The 17,172-nt window shown below is 63.5% G+C and carries 13 protein-coding genes; 1 reads left to right on the top strand and 12 read right to left on the bottom strand.

Annotation, left to right across the window (positions count from 1 at the left end; all coding sequences use genetic code 11):
• Positions 1–7 precede the first annotated feature (7 nt).
• Both VLA65_RS09180 and VLA65_RS09175 read right to left on the bottom strand, forming a co-directional pair.
• Entirely contained in the window at positions 8–1,423 is a 1,416-nt protein-coding gene (locus tag VLA65_RS09180; protein WP_306960121.1) for a ferredoxin reductase, read from the bottom strand.
• On the bottom strand, positions 1,420–2,724 hold the full coding sequence (locus VLA65_RS09175; protein ID WP_332602312.1) for an aromatic ring-hydroxylating oxygenase subunit alpha: 1,305 nt from the start codon (positions 2,722–2,724) through the stop codon (positions 1,420–1,422). Before VLA65_RS09175 ends, VLA65_RS09180 begins: the two co-directional genes overlap by 4 nt.
• Positions 2,725–2,880: 156 nt before the next feature.
• Between VLA65_RS09175 and VLA65_RS09170 the strand changes: the two genes are divergently transcribed.
• Complete coding sequence (locus VLA65_RS09170; RefSeq protein WP_284989190.1) at positions 2,881–3,813, top strand: LysR family transcriptional regulator; 933 nt, start codon at positions 2,881–2,883, stop codon at positions 3,811–3,813.
• Between the two features lie 132 nt (positions 3,814–3,945).
• Here the strand turns inward: VLA65_RS09170 and VLA65_RS09165 are convergent, their stop codons facing one another.
• The 10 genes from VLA65_RS09165 to VLA65_RS09120 form a co-directional block, all read right to left on the bottom strand.
• Complete coding sequence (locus tag VLA65_RS09165) at positions 3,946–4,191, bottom strand: hypothetical protein (protein ID WP_332602311.1); 246 nt, start codon at positions 4,189–4,191, stop codon at positions 3,946–3,948.
• 62 nt (positions 4,192–4,253) lie between these two features.
• Entirely contained in the window at positions 4,254–5,756 is a 1,503-nt protein-coding gene (locus tag VLA65_RS09160) for an MFS transporter (protein WP_307053728.1), read from the bottom strand.
• Between the two features lie 333 nt (positions 5,757–6,089).
• Positions 6,090–7,070 carry an ABC transporter substrate-binding protein gene (locus VLA65_RS09155; RefSeq protein ID WP_332602310.1) on the bottom strand — a complete coding sequence of 327 codons (981 nt, stop codon included), beginning with the start codon at positions 7,068–7,070 and terminating at the stop codon, positions 6,090–6,092.
• 11 nt (positions 7,071–7,081) lie between these two features.
• Entirely contained in the window at positions 7,082–9,169 is a 2,088-nt protein-coding gene (locus tag VLA65_RS09150) for an ABC transporter permease (RefSeq protein WP_332602309.1), read from the bottom strand.
• Positions 9,166–10,263 (bottom strand): quaternary amine ABC transporter ATP-binding protein, encoded by a 1,098-nt coding sequence (locus tag VLA65_RS09145; RefSeq protein ID WP_332602308.1) that lies wholly within the window; start codon positions 10,261–10,263, stop codon positions 9,166–9,168. The genes VLA65_RS09150 and VLA65_RS09145 overlap by 4 nt, the downstream gene beginning before the upstream one ends.
• 144 nt (positions 10,264–10,407) lie before the next feature.
• Complete coding sequence (locus VLA65_RS09140) at positions 10,408–11,211, bottom strand: IclR family transcriptional regulator (RefSeq protein ID WP_307053732.1); 804 nt, start codon at positions 11,209–11,211, stop codon at positions 10,408–10,410.
• 66 nt (positions 11,212–11,277) lie between these two features.
• Positions 11,278–12,576, bottom strand: a complete 1,299-nt coding sequence (locus VLA65_RS09135; protein WP_332602345.1) for a molybdopterin molybdotransferase MoeA — start codon at positions 12,574–12,576, stop codon at positions 11,278–11,280.
• A 156-nt stretch (positions 12,577–12,732) separates the two neighbouring features.
• A complete protein-coding gene (fdhA, locus tag VLA65_RS09130) occupies positions 12,733–13,950 on the bottom strand; it encodes a formaldehyde dehydrogenase, glutathione-independent (RefSeq protein WP_332602307.1) in 1,218 nt (405 codons plus the stop codon).
• Positions 13,951–14,220: 270 nt separating this feature from the next.
• A complete protein-coding gene (folE, locus tag VLA65_RS09125; protein ID WP_306960244.1) occupies positions 14,221–14,823 on the bottom strand; it encodes a GTP cyclohydrolase I FolE in 603 nt (200 codons plus the stop codon).
• The gene (locus VLA65_RS09120) at positions 14,816–17,155 is read right to left on the bottom strand and encodes an FdhF/YdeP family oxidoreductase (RefSeq protein WP_332602306.1); all 2,340 of its coding nucleotides are present in this window, start codon (positions 17,153–17,155) and stop codon (positions 14,816–14,818) included. The genes folE and VLA65_RS09120 overlap by 8 nt, the downstream gene beginning before the upstream one ends.
• Positions 17,156–17,172: the final 17 nt, after the last annotated feature.

The following is a 17,172-nucleotide window of genomic DNA, read 5'->3' as shown; positions in this document are numbered from 1 at the left end:
GAAGCTGCTAGGCATCGATCACCAAATCGGTTCGTGCTGTGGAGCAGCAGGGCAGGAACTTGCCTGCCTCGATTTCCCGTGCCCGAATGCCGCCCTGGTGGTTCATCTCGACCTCCCCGGAGAGCTTGACGACCTTGCAGGAGCCGCACATGCCCTCTTTGCAGTTCGCTCCGATCCTGACGCCGGCACGCTGCGCCACCTCGAGGATGTGTTCGGAGGGGTCGATGCGCACGTTAATGCCGGTGCGCATGAAGGACAGGGTGAGGCTTCCCGTTCCGACCGTGTCGAAGCTCGAGGCATCGGAGGACCCGGCCTGCGGTCCCACGTCCGGACTGCCGTCGGGGGCTTCGGGACCGGGAACGTCAGGGTCGACGGTTTCCAGCGGCAGGCCCGTGGCCTGCAGGGTTCCATCGGCGTCGTAGCCCGGCTCGTAGAGCCCGAACGCGGTGGGCTGGCTTTCGTAGTAGTCCTCGGCGGAATCGGCGATTTCCTCGGCGATTTCCTCCGCAATGTCCACCGCAAACGCGAGCTCCGCCTGGTATTCAAGGAGCGTCTGGCGATCTCCCGAGAAGAATTCCATGTAGATGGAGGTGTCGTCGACGCCGACCTTCTTGAGGAGCTCGGTGGCTGTGTTCAGGTAACCCTCGGGGCCGCAGGCGTAGACTTGGCGGCCGTTGGCGTCGGGAGCCACCTCGTCGAGCATGGCCGCCGTGAGCCTTCCGGTGAGCCCTTCCCAGCCCTCGGGTTTGCTGCGGTCGCCCAGGGAGTAGAAGACCTTGACCCGCGAGTCCACGGAGGCGATGTAGGCCAGCTCCTGGTGGAAGGCAAAGTCTCCGGCCGCCGCCCCGTGGTAGAGCACCACGACATCGGCTTGTCCGGGCAGCGAGTGGATGGTCCGCACCATCGACATGATGGGGGTGATGCCAGCGCCGGCGGCCAGGAACAGGTACCGTGCCCGCCGGTCGGCGTCGGGCAGGTGGAATGCCCCGACTGGTCCGAGCATGTCGAGGACGGTGCCGGGTTTGACGTTCTGGTGCACCCACGGCGAGACCTGTCCCGTGGGGTCGCATTTGACTGTGATGTCGAAGGTCCACGGCTTGGTGGGCGAACTGGACAGCGAGTAGCTGCGGTCCACCGCGTCCTGGTCCGCGCCCTTCACGGGAAAGGCGACGTTCACGTACTGGCCCGGACGGAACGCCAGCGGCGCACCATCGCAGCGGCGAAACACGAAGGTCATCATGCCGCCCACCTCGGGAACGGTCTCGACGCATTCGGCCAAGAACTCCTGCGGATGCCAGGGGCCCAATGCGCGGGCGGCGCTTGCGGGTCCCTCGGTGCTGCCCATGACCCTGTTCCACGGCATCTCAAGACCGCGAATGCGCTGTGGTTCCTGGACGGCCGTCTCAGTGCGGAGTTCGATCATGCCAAGTGCTCCTGCACGCGCTGCACGTACCAGTTGATGAACGCCTCCACCTGGTATTCGCTCTTCATGTACGGGCCGGGTTCGTAGGCGGGGCTGCCGGCGCCCTTCTGGCATAGTTCCACGAACTCCTTGTCCTGCAGATTGGTCTGCTTCCAGGTGTAGGTGAGCTTCTCCAGGTCGTAGTCGACGCCTTCCTCGGCGTCGTCAGCCACCAGCCAGGTGGTGCGTACCAGTGTCTGGTGTTCGTTGATGGGGAAGACGGCGAACGTGATGACGTGGTCGCTCTGGAAGTGGAACCAGCTGTTGGGCTGCAGGTGCATCGAGCAGCGGCCAAGGCGGAAGTCCCGCAAGTCGCCGAGCAGCTTCTTGGAGAGCCTGCGCCCGTCGGCCGAGAACGATTCGCCCTCTCCGTCGAGCGATTCACGTGAGATACGGATTCCCGCGATGCGGGTGTCGAGCTCCTCGACCACCTCGTAGGGAAGGCCATAGCGGCGGCAACGCTCCTCGAGCGAGGACTGTGCTTCCTTGTTGCGGTCCCACACCTCTTCGAGATGGGCCGGGATCAGGCCCTCCGTCAGACCCCAGGTGGGAAAGAGGGAACAGGCAAGCTCGGGGTGGCCGTCGCAGTGGTAGCACTCACGGTTGTTCTCCATGACGAGCTTCCAGTTGCCCTCCTCGATGATGTTCTGCTGGTAGGCGACTTTAGTCTTCGACAGATCGTGCGGCGCGAGGTAGGGCTCGAAGATCTTTGAGGTTTCGTCGAAGTCGGTTGGCGGTTCGTCGGCAATGCAGACGAAGATGAGTCCGGCGACCATGCGGCTGTGGGCGCGCTTGAGGCCGAAACAGCCCTTGTCGAACTTGGTTTCCCCCGGCGCCGAGGCATGGATCAAATTACCTTCGGGAGAGTAGGTCCAGGAGTGATAGCCGCACACGAGGTTTCCCGTTGACCCCGCGGGCTCGGTCAGGACGCGGGCGCCGCGGTGGCGGCACACGTTGTGCAGGACTTTCACGCCGCCGTCGTCGTTGCGCAGCACGATCAGGGAGTAGGGCCCGTAGTCGACGGTGACGTAGTCGCCCGGCTCCGGCAGTTCGGCGATGCTGGCGGCATAGATCCAGTGCTGGCCAAAAATGGCCTCCATGTCGATCTTGAAAATCGTCGGATCGGTGTAGAAGGGGGCGTTGAGGGAATACCCCACGCGCCGGAACTCGAACAACTCGGTGATTTCCGCCAACTGTTCGGCAGGCAATGACAAAGCGAGTTTTCGGCGTGAATTGAGGGGCGCGTTCACTGGAGCAGACATGTGTTTCCTCCCGGGAGGGCTAGGTAGGGGGCGAACCATCGAGACCGGCGTTGGTGGGTGCAATCGCCGTTGTCGAACGTTTTATTCATGAGATTAGAGCCGATCGATCTGCAACAAAAGCGCAGGATTGTGGAGATAACAGTGCACAATAGATGCATGATCGATCCACGGCTCATAACACTTCGGGTGTTTGCCCAGTGCGGCACCATTGGCGCAACCGCAGAGCTCACGGGCTATTCTCCCTCCGCCGTCTCCGCGCAATTACGGGAGTTCCAGCGCGTGCTTGGAATGCAGCTGCTGACGAAGGACGGCCGGGGTGTGCGGCTGACCGCCACAGGCCGTTTTCTCGTGGCTGGGTCGGATACCCTCATTGCCGAATGGGAGAACCTGCGCGCTACGGCCATGGAGGCCGGCGAGCAGATACCCGCGCGTTTTGGACTCGGCGGATTCTCCACCGCGGCCGCCCAGTTGCTCGCGCCGCTGGCCGCCACCTTGCGCTCAACACACCCGTCGCTGGAGGTGCAGGTGCTGGAGGCTAACCCGGCCCGCTGCTTCGACTTGTTGGTTGCCGAGCGGATCGACATCGCGGTCATCGTCGCCATGCAGTCCGACACTTATGTTGAGGACGATCCGCGCTTCGAGCAGACCGTTCTGCTCGACGATCCATTGGACGTGATCATTCCTTCCAGCCATCCGTTGGCATCGCGGGAAAAGGTCACGCTCGAAGAGCTGGCGTCGGAACCCTGGATCACCGAGGCTGCCGGATCCACCTACCATTCCCTGTTCACCGCGGCGTTCACGGCAGTCGGGGTGACGCCGCGGATTGCCCATGAGGCCGTGGAATGGGAAACGCAGATCGCCTTCGTTGGTGCGGGGCTGGGCGTGGGCCTGCTGCCGCGACTCGCCCCCCTGCATAGTGCCGAAAACGTGGTTCGACTGCGCATTACTGGCAAGGGGAAGCCATCGCGGCGCATTGTCGCTGCGGTGCGCAGTGGCAGCATTGCATCGCCCCTGATCAAGGAGTCGCTCGGCATCCTGCGGGTCAGCGCCAATCGGATCCTCACCGCCCGGCCCGAAGACGATCTCTAAAATCGGATGGCCGCGATTCCTTGCCGAAGGGCACGCGGCATCGACGCCGGCCGGGGCCTCGTCCAGGAAGGGCCGTCTCATCATCGGGGGCGCCGCGTGACCGTTTCCGCTCCGCGGCTGTGGCATGTTCAGCTAAACACCCATGTTTTCCGGCCGCGATGGAGCATCGATAACGTCGCTTGGCTTGGTTCGGCCCCGCGGATCACTGTAGGCGTAGGAACCCGGCCGGCTGGCGCCACCGTCGTCTTGGCAGTTGCACTTGGCGTCGATTTGTAGCCGGACCGTGACGGGTTCGGAACCTTCGAAGTTGACGATTATCGGATCGGCGCCGGCGCCTGAGATGCGAAGCACGTTTTCCTTCGGCAGGGATTGATTCATTGTGGATTCCTTCTTTGGGCGCCGTTTGGCGAGCTTTGGGGCATTAGTTAGGTCCTCGAAAATCATCGCAGTGAGGCTCTGGCCGTATTTTCGAACGCATGATCCTCCAGGAACGGCATTCCGTCCAGGTCGATCAGCGGGTTGTTGTCCTGGGTAGCGACCAGCTCGCGGGCCTCGGCCTCAGTATCAACGCTCGGCATGGAGCCGGGCAGCGGCCGCCGGGCGGATTCGCGCAGGAAGTAGATGCCGATCGCACCGATGATGGAAGTGCCCATGAGGTAGTAGGCCGGGGCCATGTCATTGTGCGTAGCCTCGATCAGGCCTTGGACGATGAATGGCGTTGTGCCGCCGAAAAGCGCCATGGAGAAGTTGTAGGCAATGCCCATGCTGCTATAGCGGCCCGACGTCGGGAACTGCGCGGGAAGCGCCGAGGCGAGGTTTGCGACATAGAACGTCACGGGGAAGGCGACAAGGGCAAGGCCAGCGAGCGTGGACCAGACATTACCGACGCCGATCAGCAGGAATGCCGGGATAGCGAACACGATGGTGCTTCCGGCACCGATCCAGAGGACGGGGCGGCGGCCGATGCGGTCGGACAGTTTCCCGGTCAGCGGAATGCAGGCTGCCATTATCACCATCACGGGAATGGTTAGCAGCGTGCCGTGGATGGGGTCGTAGCCTTTGGATTCGGTCAGGTACGTCGGCATGTAGGACGTCAAGACATAACCTACGGTGTTGGCAGCGGCGGCAAGGATCATGGCGAGGATAATTTGGCGCCAGTAAGCCTTGATGATGGGCAGGGGTCCCTTGGCCACGGCTTTGTCGGCTGCGGCAGCATCTGCAGAAAGTGCTTGCTGGGCGTCGAGGGTTGCCTGGAACTGGGGGGATTCCTCGATCTTGTTCCGGAAGTAGACGGCGATCGCACCGAGCGGCCCGGCGATCAGGAAGGGCAGCCTCCAGCCCCATTCCTCCATGGCCGCTTGGCCCAGAGACAGTTGCAGCACGGACACGATCGCAGCTCCCAACGCGAAGCCGAGATACGAGCCCATGTCCAGGAAGCTCGCGAAGAAGCCGCGCCGCTTATCGGGGGCGTATTCGCAGACGAAGGTAGTGGCGCCTGCGTACTCGCCGCCGGTGGAAAAGCCCTGGACGAGTTTCAGGATCACCAACAGGGCGGCTGCCCATACGCCGATCTGAGCGTATCCGGGAAGGAGTCCGACGGCGAAGGTACTTGCCGCCATCAGCAGGAGCGTCGCCGCCAGCACCTTCTGGCGGCCAATCTTGTCGCCGAGCCAACCGAAGATGACACCGCCCAGCGGGCGGGCGATGAATGTTGCGGCGAAGGTGCCGAGCAGGAATAAGGTTTGGACGGACCTGTCAGCTTCCGGGAGGAAGACGGGGCCCATGGTGGTTATCAGGTAGCCGAACACGCCGACGTCGTACCATTCCATGGTGTTGCCGACGATCGTACCGCCGAGTGCCTTCTTGAGCATCGGCTGGTTGACGACGTTGACGTCGGACACCTCTAGCCGCCTGTGTCTAAGGAGCTTCGGTTTCTGGGTCATAACGGTTCCTTTTGCTCAATGTTGCAATTGGCTCATATGTGGCCGTCGGCCGGCACCTTGTGACAGGTTCGGTTCGCCCGGCGGATAGGCGTAGTGCTTCCCTCGCAGGCCTTGGGCATGAAGCACCTCTCCCTTCATTTGGGAAGGGACTCGCAAATACCGGTAGGCGCCAATTCCTAGTCGTTCCGCATGGAACAACAGAATTCGCCATAAGCAACAGAGTGCGTTAGATCACAGTGATTGTCAAGGATGTTGCGCAAATATGTTGCTTATCGTGGCTCTTGTTGCGTATAGTCCTTCGGCTGCGGCCGATGGTCCTTGGGAACAACGAACCTACTTGAGCCAGGCGGCGACCTTGTCCGAGTTCGCGTCGATCCATTTCTGCGCGGCGGAATCCGGGCTCATGTTGTCCTTGGCGATGTACCCGGCAACCGTGTCCTGGTCCTGGTTCGTCCACGTGAATCTTTTGACGAGGGAATACGCGGGGCTGCCGGAGTTGGCGAACTTGGTGGAGACGACCTTGTTGAGCTCGTACTTGGGGTAATCGCACGCGACCTTGGCCGCGTCGGCGTCGCAGCCGGGCGTGTGGGCCGGGAGGTTGACTTTGACGAGCGGGACCTCTGCGATGAACCACTGGGGCTCGTAGAAGTAGCCGATCAGCGGGGTCTTGTTCTGCTCCGCTTGCCGGAAGGCCTGGATGAGCGCCGGTTCACTGCCCGCGTACACAACCTTGAAGTTGAGGCCGAGGTTCTTCACGAGGGCTGCGTCGTTGGTGACAAAGGAGGGGTCACCGTCGAGGAGTTGGCCCTGTCCTCCGGACTCGGAGGTCTTGAACAAGTCAGCGTACTTGTTGAGGTTCTTGGAGTCCGTGATGTCCGGGTACTGCTTGGCCATCCACGGCGGCACGTACCAGCCGATTACGCCGGTGTTACCGGTCGGCCCGGCGTCGACCGCAGTCTTTTGCTTCTTGATGTACTTGTCCGCGAGCTCGGGGTGGCCCCAGTTCTCAAGGACGGTGTCCACCTCGCCGCTGCCGAAGCCCTGCCATGACACCTCTTCCTTGAGGGTCTTGTAATTTACGGTGCAGCCGAGCTTTTCCCTGGCAACGGTCCCTACGACGTAGGCGTCCGCCTCGTACCCGACCCAAGGGTTTACGGCGACGTTGAATGCTCCGCATCCACTCTTTCCGCTTGGCGGGGTTGCGCTAGGGATATCCCCGGCGCAGGCCGTGAGCGCGAGGACCGCGGTGAGGACAATTGCGGCAGACGTTCCCTTCCCCATCTTTGGGCCACGCTCCGTCAGTGATTTCTTCACGGCTCTTTCCTCTATCGGGTGCTGCCGAAGCGGGCAGTGGCGTGTTGGGTGATCCGGTCGAGCATGACTCCGAGCGCGGTGATGGCGATGCCGGCGGCAAGACCCTTTCCGAAGAGCTGGCTCTGGGAGAATCCGGCGACTACGAGATAGCCAAGTCCTCCGCCGCCGACGAGTCCGCCGACGACGACCATGGACAGGACGTAAAGCAAGCCCTGGTTGGCGGCGAGGACTACTGCCGCGCGGGCCATGGGGAGCTGGACCTTCGCGATCATCTGCCACGACGTTGTTCCGAGTGATTCCGCGGCCTCCACGGCAACCGGCGAGACACCTCGGACCCCGTCGGCAACCAGTTTCGTCGCGATGGGCACACCGTAAGCGAACGCGGCGGCGATCGCCGTGAATCGTGTGGGACCGAAGAGGGCGAGGGCCGGTACCAGGTACACGAAGGACGGGATGGTCTGGAAGGCGTCGAGCACGGGTCGGATAACCGAGTCGGCGGGCTTGCTCCGACCCATCCAGACGCCCAGGCAGACAGCGACGATGATCACAACGAACGCGGCTACTAGCGTGGTCGCGAGCGTCTTCATGCTCTCATTCCACAGCCCGCTTCCGAGGATCACGGCTTCGCACACGATCGTGACTGTGGCGGCCCGCCGGCCGGCGAGCACGAACGCGATTCCGAGCAGCGCGAGCGCCATGGCCCACCACGGCGACTGCGCGAGCACCGACTGGAGTGGGTCGACGAGAAGTGCGGTAACGGTGTCCTTGAGCCATTCCGTGAAGCCTGAGAACGTGCCGACCGTCCAGTCGGTCGCGGCTGAGACGGCCTTCGCCAGTGGGGTGCCGAGGTCGGGCGAAGCCGGGAACTTCGAGAGTGCAAGATAGATGTGCGAGAGATAGATGGCCACGGCGGCGACGACAGCGCTGGCGATGATAGTGGTCCGACGCATCTGCCGGCCCCCGAATGTGCCGGTCTGTCCCACTCCGGACCCGCGCTGCATGCGGGCTTCGATGCCTGAGCGTTCGGAGGCCCTCGTCGTGGTGCGGTCGAGCATGATCGCCATGAGCACGATGGCAAGGCCGGAGACGAACGCCGAGCCGACGTCGAGCGACTGGAGCGCCTGGAGCACCGGAGTGCCCAGTCCCGGGCCATTGATGAGCGCGGCTATGGTGGCCATCGAGAGCGCCGCCATTGTGCACTGGTTGATGCCGACCACGATAGTGCGCCGGGCCATGGGAAGTTGCACCTTCACGAGGGCCTGCCAGGGGGTGCTGCCCATGGACGCGACGGCCTCGAGCGTGGCCGGTGAGACCCCTCGGATGCCGTGCTCGGTGATGCGCACCAGCGGGGGCAGCGAGTAGATGATGGTCGTGACAATCGCGGCCGCCGGGCCGATGCCGAAGACGAGTGCGAGCGGTGCCAGGTAGGCGAACGACGGCAGGGTCTGCATGAGGTCGAGCAAGGGTGAGACCGCGGCCGAGACTCGGCGGCTTCGGGCCATGACAATGCCTAGCGGGAGTCCCGCGACTGTGCAGATGCCGACTGCGAAAAACGTGACGATGAGCGTGTCGATGCTTTGTGCCCAGTAGCCGAAGAACCCGAAGAGCAACACGCACACGCCGACGAGGAGCATCGAGCGCACGCCGGCGAACGCCAAGGCCAGCCAGGCGAGGAGCGCGACGACGCCGAGCCAGCCGATCTCCGGCACCGGGCGTCCGTCCGAGGCCTGGCTGAAGATGCCTTGGAGAAAGGTAACGAGCCCATTGATTCCGTCCGTGACCGGCTGGACGATGTGCTGGAACACGAAGGAGTTGGTGCGGGCGCTGTCAAAGGCGTCGCGGACGCTGTTCAGCCAGAGTTGGAAGTCCGTCTTGTCTGCGCCGCCCAACTCGAGGGTGTCCACGCCCTTGAGCGTGGCCCAGAGTCCGAGCCAGACGACACCAATGCCCACGAGCGAGACCGGGCGCCAATGACGTCGGCAGAATCCCAGGACAGCAGGACCTCCGGACGGGGTGGCAGGGGTTCGTCCTCCAGGTGAGTTGGAACGCGCGCCCCCGGACCGTCGTCGACGGTTGGCCCGCACTGTGGCGATGCTCACCCGGCACCGCCTTGGTGGGAAGTCGGGGATGGCTCTTCGGCGACGACGACGCGGAGGATATCCTCGTCGTCGACGATGCCGAGGAATTCCTCGCCGTCGAAAACCCTAACGGGGAGCTCCGAGTGGAGGACCTGCCGCGCGGCTTCGCGCACGATGCGGTCGGCCTGCATCACCGGCCCGTCGAGGGCCTCGCGTTCGCGCGGGGGCCGCACCACATAGCGCAGCGTGAGCACATGGGAGCGGGGGACATCCGAGATGAAGTCGCGCACGTAGTCGTCAGCGGGGTTGGCTACGATGTCGGCCGGGGTTCCGATCTGGACGACCTCGCCATCGCGCATGATGAGGATGCGGTCACCGAGTTTGAGGGCCTCCTGGAGGTCGTGGGTGATGAAGACCATCGTCTTCCCCACCTCCTCGTGCAGGCGGCGGACCTCGTTCTGCATGTCGCGGCGGATGAGCGGGTCAAGGGCGGAGAACGGCTCGTCGAAGAGCAGGACCTGCGGGTCCACGGCGAGTGCCCGGGCAAGGCCGACGCGCTGCTGCATGCCGCCGGAGAGCTGGTCGGGGAACGAATTCTCGTACCCGGTCAGGCCGACGAGGTCGACCATGTCCTGGGCTCGGGCGCGGCGCTGGGACTTGCCCTCCCCGCGGACTTCGAGGCCGTAGGCGACGTTGTCGATCACCTTGCGGTGCGGGAGCAAGCCGAACTGCTGGAACACCATCGCCATGTGGTTCCGGCGCATAGCCCGGAGGCGGGCCTTGCTCGCGCGGATAACGTCTTCGCCGCCGATCGTGACGCTTCCCGCCGTCGGCTCGATCAGTCGGGTGAGCAGGCGTACGAGAGTCGATTTGCCGGAGCCGGAGAGTCCCATGACCACGAAGACCTCCCCAGGGGCCACCGCGAACGAGACGTTCCTGACGGCCGCGACGCAGCCGGTCTTGCTTTGGAGCTCCTTGCGCGAGAGGTGCTCGGCTGGGGTGCCGATGATCTCGTCAGACTTCTGGCCGAAGATCTTCCATAGTCCATCGACCTTGAGCGCGGACTCAGTCGCGTTGGAGCCGGGGGTCTCTTCTATCGCAGTGTGCGTGCTCATGCTCTTCTGCTCTTTCCGCCATCACTACCCCCTTTATTGATGATGCATCCGCAGTGCTTGGCTGTCACGAAAAGTCGGAGACGTTATTTCGTCCTCCTGGGCCCCTGACCCTTTACTGATGACCCGGCGCCCCAGTGCCCGGGGTCATCGGTGCGTGTAGCCCATTTGCACGCTGATCCGGATTCCGGCCTGACGAAGTGCGTCAATAAGTCCAGGGATCTTCTGCGGGTCAAAGCGGAACGCGGGTCCGGAGATGCTGACTGCTCCGATGACGGTTCCCAAGTGGTTGTAGATCGGAACCGCAATCGCGTTCAGGCCGATTTCCAGTTCCTCGCGCGTCTCCGCATAACCGTCGTGGGCCACATCGATCAGCTGCTTCTCGAGGTCTTCCCGATTGGTGATAGTGCGGGGAGTCCTGGCATGAAACCCGGCTTCCGTCAGGATGCGGTCCCGTTCGTCGGCGGACAGTGCAGCCAATAAAACCTTCCCGCTCGAGGTGGCATGGAGCGGCGTCAAACCGCCCACCCAGTCATAGGTGGCCAACGACGACGGTCCCATGGCCTGATCCACGTTTACGGCATAGTTCGAGCGCAGGACAGCGAGGTTCACCGTCTCCTTGAACTCCTCCGCAAGACTCTCCAACACTGGCCGGGCCTCGCGGACCAAGCTGAGCCGGCCGGGAATCGAGCTGGCAAGCCGCAGGATGCCAAAGCCCAGCTGGTACTTTCCCCGGTCGCTGTTCTGGTGGACCATCTCCCTGTTCACCAACGAGCCCAGCAGTCGAGAGACCGAGGATTTGTGGATGCCGATTTCCTCGGCGATTTCGCTCACGCCGGCGTGTCCGTCACGGGAAAGGATTTCGAGGATCTGGAGGGCACGGTCAACGGATTGCACACCACCGGGCTGCCCGTTTCCGCCTTTTTCGGAGTCAAAGTCAATCGTGGCCATGAGCCATACCTACGTCTTTCTGCGGCGAAACAAGAGGCTGGAACTTCCCCCTTGTTTCTCTAAATCCTAGACCGGAAGCACAGAGGCATTGAACGGGTGGCTTCCCGCCGATCCGGCGGTCAGCGTTTGGGTCCACGGGAGCGGCAGGGCGGGAACCAGGTCCCCTGCCCGCGCGCCGCTGGGAGGCACAGCCAGGACACCATCGGCCCATGCGAGTCCCCTCATCATTCCCGGGCCAGTGTGATGGGCCGGGAATGCCAGCCCATTGCTAAAGCGGAAGGGCATGAGGCGGGTGCGGCCCGGGTCAGGGTCAATCGCGGTACCGGAGGTTACCCGGCTGAGGTTGGAGAGCGGACGGTGTCCTAGTGCCGCGATCAGTGGTGCCCCAATGGTCATCAGCGCCATCATGGCGGCCAGCGGGTTTCCTGGCAGTCCGACGACGAAGCGCCCGTCCGGCAGCTCGGCCAGCACTGCGGGATGTCCGGGACGCATGGCGATGCCGTCGAGCAGCAGCCGCCCGCCTAGCGCGGCTATCGCGTTGCGGAAGTGGTCCGTTCCGGAGCGGCCGGTTCCGCCTGTGGTGATGACGACGTCGGGCCGCTCCACCGGGCGGCTGCCCGTATCGCTGAGGGCGGCGAGCCACTCGTGATATGAGTCCCCGATTCTTCGCTGTCCCGCCGGGACGCCTCCCAGCATTGCCAGCACCGTGCCCAGTTGCGGGCCGAAGGCGTCCCTGACCTGACCCGGCCCGGGCAGCCCGGAGGTCACCACTTCCGCGCCCGTCAACAGGATCGTGACTCGTGGCTTGCCAAAGACGTGCAGCTCGTCGTGGCCGGCGATCGCGGCAAGGGCGATATGGGCGGGATTGAGCACGGTGCCTGCGGCGATCAGCATTTCGCCTGCAGCGGCTTCCTCGCCTGCCTGGCGGACATGCTGGCCGCTTCGCGGTTCGCCGGGCCTTGCTTCGGAGCCGAGGGTCAGAGCGGGCACGCCCGCCATGTCATCGCTTGTCCGGCCACTTTCACGGCGTAATACGGCGTCGGTACCGGTAGGCACCAGTCCGCCGGTGGCTATGGGGCTGGCACGGTGCGGTGCCAGCGGTTGCCCCGGTTTCACCAAGGTCCAGGGTCCGCTGCCGCTGACGGCCCAGCCGTCCATGGCCGAGGACGCGTAGTGCGGTAGGTCTTGGCTCGTTGTGACGGCCCGGGCAAGCGTGCGTCCGATGCTTTTCGCCAGGGGCACGGGCAGCGCCGGGATGGGGGCGGCACATTCGAATGCCAATCGGCGGGCCTCAGACCAGCTCGTCGCGGACTTCCCGACGGCCGGTCGACCCGAAGGCCGACGCTGTTCACCGCCGCGATCGATTAAATCGTGAGCAGGCAAGCCTTGCCCCTTATCTGAAGGCTTTCCGAATGGGATGCTGCTCCCCGGGAACGGCGTTAAGGCACCTTCTTGGCCCTTAACGCCGTCCCTTCGGGGAGCAAACGAGCCAGACCAGGCCCGGCCCGTAAAACGCGGCGCCTAGGCCTTGACGTAACCGTTGGGGTTCAGCACGTACTTCGTGGCGGCTCCCGCATCGAACTCGGCGTACCCGCGGGGTGCGTCCTCCAACGCGATGGCCTTGGCGTTGACGGCTTTGGCGATCTGGACTTTGTCGTGCAGGATCGCCATCATCAGTTGCCGGTTGTACTTCATCACGGGGCACTGGCCTGTGGTGAAGGACAGGGATTTGGCCCATCCCGTGCCGAGGGAGAGTGAGAGGGAACCATGCTGGGCGGCGTCGTCGATTCCACCTGGATCGCCGGTGACGTACAGGCCAGGGATGCCCAGGGCGCCTCCGGCGGCCGTGATGTCCATGAGGGAATTCAGCACTGTGGCCGGCGCTTCGTGCGAGGCGTCCTTGCCGTGTCCGCGGGCTTCGAATCCGACGGCGTCCACGCCGCAGTCCACTTCGGGCACGCCGAGGATCTGCTCGATTTGGTCCTTGGGGTCACCCTTGGAGACATTGACGGTTTCGCAACCGAATGACCTGGCCTGGACGAGGCGGTCTTCGTTGATGTCACCGACAATGACCACTGCTGCGCCGAGCAGTTGCGCGCCGGCGGCGGCCGCCAGGCCGACCGGGCCCGCGCCAGCAATATAGACGGTAGAGCCGACACCGACCCCGGCCGTGACTGCTCCGTGGAAGCCGGTGGGGAAAATGTCCGAGAGCATGGTCAAGTCCATGATCTTCTCCAAGGCCTGGTCCCGGTCCGGGAACCTCAGCAAGTTCCAGTCCGCATAAGGCACCAGAACATAATCGGCCTGGCCTCCGACCCATCCGCCCATGTCGACGTAGCCGTAGGCGCTGCCTGGCCGGTCCGGGTTGACGTTCAGGCAGATGCCGGTCTTGCGTTCCTTGCAGTTCCGGCAGCGGCCACAGGAGATGTTGAAAGGCACCGATACGATGTCGCCGACCTTGATGAATTCCACATCCGGGCCAACTTCCACCACTTCGCCGGTGATCTCATGACCGAGGACCAGGTCCCGCGGTGCGGTGGTGCGGCCGCGCACCATGTGCTGGTCGGAGCCGCAGATGTTTGTGGTCACGGTGCGCAGGACCGCTCCGTGGGGCACCTTCCGGCCGACATTGGCGGGGTTGACGCCGGGGCCGTCCTTGAGCTCGAACGTCGGGTAGTCGGTGTCAATGATCTCGACTACGCCAGGTTCCTTGTATGCGACTGCTCTGTTTCCTGACATGGACACTCCTAAGGGCCATTTCATGGTGTTTTGATTCAGTGGTCGGCGTTCGCTGAAACAGTTGCCAACGGTTGCCCGTTGCCCGTAAGCGGTGCTCCGGCGCTTACCTCCCCAGGCATTCAGGCAACCGAAGCACCGCTTACGGGAAACGCGATTCCCCAAGACCGGTTCAGGGGATGAGAGAGGCAACCACGCTGATATGTCGATCTTAGATTAAAGATATATCAGAAATATGTTACGTGAGCCGAACGGGTCATGTCCAGAGGTTTTTCAGCGGCCGAGTATGAGGCTCAGTGCTTCTGCGCGGGCGGCCGGCAGCCGGAGCTCGCCCCGCACCGCGGAGGTGATGGTCTTTGACCCTGGTTTTCTGACGCCCCGCATGGACATGCACAGGTGTTCACACTCGACGACGACGATCGCACCGAGGGGTCGAAGCGAAGTGACCAGGGCATCAACCACCTGCGTCGTGAGCCGCTCCTGAACTTGGGGCCTTCGAGCGAAGGTGTCCACCAGTCGGGCGAGCTTGCTCAGCCCCGTGACGAATCCATCCGGGGAGGGGATGTATCCGACGTGGGCTACGCCGTGGAACGGGACCAGGTGATGCTCGCAGGTCGAGTAAAAGGGTATGTCCTTGACGATGACGAGTTCTTCATGGCCAAGGTCAAACGTCTTGTCCAGCACGGCGAGGGGGTCTTCGTGGAGGCCGCCGTACATTTCCGCCGCTGCGCGGGCGACGCGCGCGGGGGTCTCAACCAGGCCGGGCCTGTCCGGGTCTTCGCCTACGGCCAGGAGGAATTCCCGGACGGCCCGTTCCACCCGCGGACGGTCAACCCCTGGGGAGGACACCGCAACCGCGCCCCGGCTGTCACCCATGGCTGCCTGCGCCTGCCGGCTCGAGGCGGACAATGACTGACTTTGACGTCGGGGTTCCGCTGATGTCGGCTACCGAGTCCAGCGGTACGAGGACGTTGGTCTCCGGGTAGTAGGCGGCTGCGCAGCCCTTTGGCGTCGAATAGGAAACGATGCGGAAATTCTCCGCCCGTCGCTCGGTACCCCGGAATTCGGATACCAGGTGAACCATGTCGCCGTCCTCGAAACCAAGTTCGGACACATCGGATTCGTTCACGAGGACCACCCGGCGGCCGCCGTGAATGCCGCGGTAGCGGTCGTCCTTGCCGTAGATGGTGGTGTTGTACTGGTCGTGGGAGCGCAGCGTCTGGAGGATGAGGCGGCCCTCCGGGACGCGGAGGTACTCCAAGTGGTTCGCCGTAAAGTGGGCCTTGCCGGAAGCGGTGTCGAATTCCCGGGCATCCCGGGGCCGGTGGGGGAGAACGAAGCCTCCCGGGTTCTGGACCTTCTCCTCAAAATTTTCGAAGCCGTCGAGTACCGCTTCGATGTGTTTCCTGATCAGTGAATAGTCGTCCCTGAGCGCGAGCCAGGCGGCCTTCGGGGTGTTCGGCAGGGGGTGGCCGTCGCTGTCCGTGAAGAGCCGGTGGGCCAGGTTGCAGACGATCGCCACTTCGGACATCAAGTGCTCACTTGCGGGCTTGAGGCGTCCACGGGACGCGTGGACGGCACTCATGGAATCCTCCACCGTTACCCTTTGATCACCTGTCCGCTGCGTGTCCCTCTCGGTGCGTCCGAGCGTGGGAAGGATCAGGGCGCGCCGCCCCGTTGCCAGGTGGGAATGGTTCAATTTAGTGGAGATCTGGACCGTAAGGCGAGTGCTGGCCAGCGATTGCTCCGTGGTCTCAGAGTCGGGGGCCGCCCGCACAAAGTTGCCGCCCATCCCGATGAAAACCCGGACCTTGCCGTCCCGCATCGCCCTGATGGCTGCGACGGTATCGTAGCCGTGGGCCCGGGGGGAGAGGAATTGGAACTCTTGGTCCAGCCTGTCGTGGAACTTCTCCGGCATTTGCTCGAAAATGCCCATGGTGCGGTCGCCCTGGACATTGGAATGCCCGCGGACGGGGCAGACTCCGGCCCCGGGCTTGCCGATGTTGCCCTGAAGAAGGAGGACATTGACGACGTCGCGGAGCGTAGGCACGGAATGCTTGTGCTGTGTGAGGCCCATGGCCCAGCAGACAATGGTTGCTTTCGAAGCCAGGAGACGCTCACCGGTGGCCTCGATCTGTTCCATCGTCAGCCCGGTCGCTTCGAGGATGTCCTCCCATGCCACGTCTTCCAGTTGCTTCACATAGGCATCGAGGCCGACGGTGTGTTTGCTGATGAAGTCATGGTCGAACACCGTGCGCAGGCCCGGGCTGGTCCTTCCGGCACTTTCGGCCTCCAGCAGGTATTTGCCCAGTCCCTGGAAGAGCGCCTGATCGCCTCCGGCCCTGATCTGCAGGAAGTCGTCGGTCAGCTCGGTGCCAACCATCATGCCAACCACGTTCTGCGGGTTTTCGAATTTGAGCAGTCCGGCTTCGGGAAGTGGATTCACGGACACGATAACCGCACCGTTTTTCTTGGCCTTCTCCAGCGAGCTGAGCATGCGCGGGTGGTTCGTGCCTGGATTTTGGCCGGCAACGAAGATCAGCGACGCTGTTTCCACGTCTTTGAGGCTCACGGAGCCCTTGCCGATGCCGATGGTCTCGACGAGGGCCGAACCGGAGGATTCGTGGCACATGTTGGAACAGTCCGGAAGGTTGTTGGTCCCGACACCGCGCACGAGGAGCTGGTAGGCGAAAGCCGCCTCGTTTGACGTGCGGCCGGAGGTGTAAAACACCGCCTGGTCCGGGCTGTCCATGTCCCTGATCTCCTGTGCGATCAGCTCCAGGGCATCATCCCACTCGACGGGCCTGTAGTGCGTCGCGCCCTCGTCCAGGAGCATCGGATGCGTCAGACGCCCCTGCTGTCCCAGCCAGTAGTCGTCCCGTGTCTTCAGTTCAGCTATGGAATGCGAGGCGAAGAACTGAGGTGTGACCCGGCGGCGTGTGGCTTCTTCCGCGACGGCCTTCGCGCCGTTCTCACAGAACTCGGCCGTATGCCGTTTGTCGTGCTCCGGCCAGGCGCAGCCCATGCAGTCGAACCCGTCTACTTGGTTGACCGCCAGCAATGTTTGGACGCTGCGCAGTGGGCCCATCTGCTCGAGGGAGATCTTCAGCGCATTGGTGACGGCCGGGAGGCCCACGGCCTTCGACTTGGGCTTGGTGACAGTCAGCTTTGACTCGTCGATATTTTCACGGGGGGCTTTTGAGGCCATGGGCTTTTCCTTCAGAT

Origin of the sequence: Arthrobacter sp. S2(2024) (assembly GCF_036662515.1) — a bacterium.
GTDB lineage: Bacteria > Actinomycetota > Actinomycetes > Actinomycetales > Micrococcaceae > Arthrobacter.
This window is presented reverse-complemented; position numbering and strand designations above follow the sequence as displayed.